The sequence below is a fragment of the Ruegeria sp. BHSA123 genome, from assembly GCF_059613425.1.
This window is the reverse complement of sequence record NZ_JBXWSL010000118.1, coordinates 1-5,042: the sequence shown is the minus strand read 5'-3', so window position 1 is coordinate 5,042 and position 5,042 is coordinate 1. Positions and strand designations below refer to the sequence as shown.

Sequence of the window (5,042 nt, the reverse complement as noted above, 5' to 3'; positions counted from 1 at the left end):
CTTCTGTCTATGGTGTGGCTAGCGAGACTGTCTGGAATCTGCCGGGCTCGGAAGATACTGCCCTGGCCGTGTTGAAAAACCCCGAGGGCATACCCGCTGTCTATCATGCGACATGGGGCGAATGGCGCGGGTATGATTTCGCAATCGAAGTGCATGGGACGCATGGTGTGGTGCAGGGTGCCTATGCACCGATGAAGAACGTTCTGATCACCCTTCCGGAACCGGGTGGCAAAGGGAAAACCACAAAACGCCAATATTTTGATATTGCGGTGCGCGAAAAGCTGTTTTCGTGGAAAACCACTGCGAAAATCTCTTTTACGGAAGAGCTTCGGGATTTTCTGAAACTCTGTGAAGGTGATCTTAGCGGAAGAATTGCGGATGGTAATGCCGGGCTGCGGTCGATCGAAATTGCAAATGCCGTTGTTGAAAGTTCGCGCACCAACAAGGCCATTGATCTGCCGGTGCTGGAACCTGTGCGCCCTTAGGTCCGGCACATTCCGTTTGGGTCGGGCGGTTAGCTTGCAGCCCCGGCCCGTTCCGCGATCAGGTTGCAGATTGTCCCTATCTGGGTGTCAGACAGGCCCGTGAAAGTTGGCAGGTTGAGACCCGTTGCCGAGAGGCGCTCGGACTGCGGCAGGGGCACGTTCTGCGTGGCCGCGAGCTCCAGATATGGGGGTTGTTGATGCATGCTCAGAAAGAAAGGCCTGTTGTCGACGCCATTCTCGCGCAGGTAATCCGCTAACTGGTCCCGGGTGGCACCGTACTGTTCCGGATCGATTGTAAGACAGTATAACCACGGCGTTAGCCGGGCCCATGGCATGACCGGTCGAAATTTGATGCCGGGTATTCCTTTCAGGTTTCGGTCATAGGTTTCGAAAATCTCCCGGCGTCGGGCCAGAATGCTGTCTGCGCGTTCAATCTGCGCGCACACGACCGCAGCTGTCAGGTTCGTCATGCGATAATTGTAGCCAACGACTCTATGAACATAACGCTGGTACGGATCATTTCCCTGGCTGCGCAGCATTTTGGCCCGCTCCAGCAAGGCATCATCATTAAAGGTGAGTGCACCGCCCTCACCGCTGGTGAAAACCTTGTTTCCGAAAAAGGAAAATGAGGCGATATCTGACAATGATCCGACCTTGCGGCCCTTGTATTCCCCCATATGCGCCTCGGCGGCGTCCTCAACGACCCAAAGATCATGGGCAGAGGCGATCTGGTTTATGGCGTCCATGTCCGCCGGATGACCATAAAGGTGAACCGCAATGATCCCTTTTGTCCGGGGGGTAATTGCCTCTGCGAGCTTTTCCGGGTCGATACACCAGGCACCGGGATCCACATCGACGAAGATCGGTATCGCGCCGCAATATCTGACAGCATTGGCCGTTGCGATATATGTCAGGGCAGGAACGAGAACTTCGTCACCGGGCTGCACATCCAGTGTCAGAAGAGCAAGGTGAAGCGCAACTGTACCGTTCGCGACAGCAAGGCAGTGGTCGGTCTGACATGCGGTCGCAAACTCTTTTTCGAAACGATCAAGAAATGCGCCGCTTGAAGAAATCCAAGTTCCCTTGATCGCTTCTACAACATAGCGTTCTTCATTACCTGAAAGGTCTGGAACCGCGACTGGTATCATGTTTTCACCTTCAAAATTATCACCTAACTAAATCACAGCGCTTTGTCCGGAGGCACTAGCTTTGGTCGGGCGTCATGAAAATTACGCCTGACAGTTTCACAGTGTTTCAGGTTCTTCTCCCTGAAAATATCCCACCAGTTCACCACATGCCCACATGCTTACGATCATGAAAATAAGCGGTGAGGCAAGCCAGAACTTTCGAAGATAAATACGCTTGCGGCGCTGGTTTCCAAGATGCCTGAAAAACAGAACAAATGGCAAAAGGGGTGTTACGGCGGCGCGAAAGACCCGCAGGCCGAACGAAATCTCGCCGCATCGGATACGGGCGTATTTGCGGCCCCAGTGGAACCATTCCAGAGCGAGGGTGGTCGTCGGAATACGCGGGCGGTATTCGGTTGTGTGCGGGCGGTCCGATAGAACCATCTTGTGCCCCGCCGCCTGCAATTGTTCCAAGATCAAGAAACATGAAGCCAGGAAAGTCAGTTGCCGCCCCAGCAGCTTCCTGCGAAAGCTGGTCGAATGGAACAATAACCTCAGCATCGTAATCGCCGCGTTGGTTGGCAAGCGCAGTAAGGCATTTGTGCGGCGCTTCGCCTCCGTCAACGATCACGACAATCACCGAGATATCGGGTTGTGAGTGATCCTGCGTGATCATCGCAAGCCTTTCCCTCACCGAACTCTGGACAGGGAATGGCCTGCGCCAAACCAGTATCCGGCGACTTCACCCAACCCCCAGGACAATGAAAATGGCACGAGAAGGGGCAACGAAAGTAGCAATTGGCGAATGTGCCGACCCTTGGACAAGACGTTCCGAACCACGCGAAAATAAACGAGCGGGGGCAGGGCAAAGGCGAGAAGGCCCATCAGGATTCGTTTCCCGAACGCTTCGCCGCGCACCCGCGCCCCGGCGAAGCTTTTCGAATAAAGGTATCTCTGCGTGAGATAGAGGCCGAAGGTGTAATGCATCCTGTGGCCGGAAATGATGTCGTTGCGCAGTGTCAGAGATACCCCTTCGGCACGCATATGGTCATGGAGGTGGTTTTCCCATTTGCCGTCATCCAGCAGGGCATCAAACCGTTTCAGAACATCGCTGCGATACACAGTGTTATTGCCCGGAAGCCAATCTGACGGGCCATCATTCAGTGGCGGCAAGACAGCGCTGTATTCACAAAGAAACGCGGCCCAGTCGACAAGGGTATCGGTCGCGTCATTGTCCACCGGGCCGGCCACAACATCGGATCCCGCCGCAATCTCACCCAGCATACGCTCGGTCCAGTCACACGGCACAATCACATGATCTTCAAGAACACCGATTGCATCGGCCGAGGCCGCCCGAATGCCGACGGCACGCATCTGTGGAATGGTCGTATCTGCGGCCACTGATATGGTGCGTATGCTCGGAAATTCCGCTTCGAGCCGACGGGTGAATTCAGGGCCCAGGCGTATGACGGCGATGATTTCCGGCTGAGGGCCGGTCTGGCTTTGCAGGGCTGTCGCGCAAGCCTGAAAGTCGGAGAGGGCATTGGTGCATGGAACGACAACCGAAATCTGGTGGTGTTTCATGTTTTCTCTCCCAAGCGATCTGTGTTCCTGGGATGGACAGGAGGGGCAGTGATCATGGCGTCTGATCGTGAAAAGCGACTGAAATCAAAAATGTCGAAACGCAGTATTCTCTGTGGTGAAAATGGCATCAATTTTCATCCTTGACGCAAACTGTTCTTAAATAGGGGATAGTTTTCAATGCGCCTTTCTCAACGCATTTTCAAAGCTGACCACGGTCATTTCAGCGGCACGATCCCAGGTGAATTTTGCGGCCTGATGTATCGCCTGTTCTGACAACCGCGCGTGAAGATCATTGTCAGACAGCAATCTGTTGGTCTGCTGCGCAATCGAAGACGGGTCAGTGGGATCAAACAGCAACCCTCCATCACCGACCACTTCGGGGATACTGCTTGTGTTGGACCCCAGAACCGGAGTGCCGCAGGCCATGGCCTCGACAGGCGGAAAACCGAAACCTTCATACAATGACGGATGCACAAGCGCGTGGGCGGCATTGATCAGCAGCGCAAGTTTCTCGTCCGAAATTTCGCCGGTGAAAATGATCCGCTCAGAGGCAACCGCGTCTGCGCGGGCGGAAGCCTGCAGATCTTCGACATTGTCCCAGAACCTCTCGCCCGTGGTGCGTCCGATAATCACCAGAAACGCATTCGGGTGCTGCTCCAGTATCATCGGCATGGCCTGAATGAGCCGAAGAACATTTTTGTGTCTGTTGAAGCCGCCCACATAAACAAGAATGCGGGCATTTTCAGGTACATTATATTCAGCGCGTATGTCGCTTAATGATTTGGTATCACTTATCTTTCTGAAAAACGGCGCCGCTGCCATTGTCGTCAGGTCAATCCGATCCCGTGAAATGCCGAGGATGGATTTCAGGTCTGCGGCAGATGACTCGGATCCGGTAATGAACCGGGTGGCCTGAAATTTGGCCAGTGCGATTTTGATTTTCCAAAGCATAAGGTTCAGCTTTGTCGGAAAGATCATATCCGGGAAGCGCTCGGGAATTGTGTCATGTATGCACACCACTTTGGGAACGCGCGACAGCAACGGATAATACGAGGACACGGTTGGGCAGAAGAACACATCGCATCCCAGTTTCACTGTTGCCTGGTGCATCTGAAACCGGCTTGCCGGATGGTCGTTTCCCGACCCCGGCGCAACGATCACTTCGACATTCGAAGGGACGGGGTAAGGGGGGTCCTGATCGCAAATCAGGGAGTAACGGAATTTTCCATCTCGGGCTGCCAACGCCTTCACCAACTCTCTTGTGAAGCGCCCGAACCCGCGCTCATTGCGCCACGTCGTGCCGTCAACGCCAATATGCATGATCACACTCCGTCATATCCAATTTTCTAAATGAGGCCGTGGTATTATGGTGCGGCAATTCACATACATTATTTGTTTCACGGCAAGAGAAATCCGGGTCTTAATCATTTGAATTCTAAAATATCGTTGCAGGAAAACTGCCGGAATACCGAAGGATACATATTTTCAGAACGAGGTCTAAATGTTCTAAGGTATCCAAGGAAGTGTAAATCCTACCCCTCTTGTTCAAAGGTCCTTGAATGAATGTGCTTAGCACCGGTTCTCCGGAAATCTCGGTTGTGGTCACGATTGTCGATGGGGGCGATGTGCTGCGGAAATGTCTGGGTGAGCTGGCGGCTCAGGCTGGCAGTGACCAAGTAGAGATTATCATCCCGTATGACCACATGTCTCCCGAAGTCGCTGAGATGAAGGCGCAGTTTCCAGGTTTCAATTTTCTTGACTTGGGCGTTATAGAAGGGGGCATTATCCCGCGGAATGCGCTTGAATATCATCAACTCTGGGATGTCCGGCGCGCAGAAGGCATCAA

At 53.6% G+C, this 5,042-nt stretch carries 6 protein-coding genes; 2 read left to right on the top strand and 4 right to left on the bottom strand.

What is annotated here, in order from left to right:
• The coding region (locus AC2FNC_RS20005; RefSeq protein ID WP_496716448.1) for a Gfo/Idh/MocA family oxidoreductase at positions 1-485 on the top strand (485 nt) is incomplete at its 5' end.
• A gap of 29 nt (positions 486-514) precedes the next feature.
• On the opposite strand, the gene AC2FNC_RS20000 is transcribed toward AC2FNC_RS20005, so the two are convergent.
• From AC2FNC_RS20000 to AC2FNC_RS19985, 4 genes are all read right to left on the bottom strand, one after another.
• Positions 515-1,633 (bottom strand): DegT/DnrJ/EryC1/StrS family aminotransferase, encoded by a 1,119-nt coding sequence (locus AC2FNC_RS20000; protein ID WP_496716447.1) that lies wholly within the window; start codon positions 1,631-1,633, stop codon positions 515-517.
• Positions 1,634-1,772: 139 nt separating this feature from the next.
• On the bottom strand, positions 1,773-2,288 hold the full coding sequence (locus AC2FNC_RS19995; RefSeq protein WP_496716445.1) for a hypothetical protein: 516 nt from the start codon (positions 2,286-2,288) through the stop codon (positions 1,773-1,775).
• Between the two features lie 14 nt (positions 2,289-2,302).
• Entirely contained in the window at positions 2,303-3,196 is an 894-nt protein-coding gene (locus AC2FNC_RS19990; RefSeq protein ID WP_496716444.1) for a glycosyltransferase family 2 protein, read from the bottom strand.
• A 174-nt stretch (positions 3,197-3,370) separates the two neighbouring features.
• On the bottom strand, positions 3,371-4,516 hold the full coding sequence (locus tag AC2FNC_RS19985) for a glycosyltransferase family 4 protein (RefSeq protein ID WP_496716443.1): 1,146 nt from the start codon (positions 4,514-4,516) through the stop codon (positions 3,371-3,373).
• A gap of 239 nt (positions 4,517-4,755) precedes the next feature.
• On the opposite strand from AC2FNC_RS19985, the gene AC2FNC_RS19980 reads away from it, so the two are divergent.
• Positions 4,756-5,042 (top strand): hypothetical protein (locus AC2FNC_RS19980; RefSeq protein WP_496716442.1); only part of this gene is annotated, 287 nt, incomplete at its 3' end.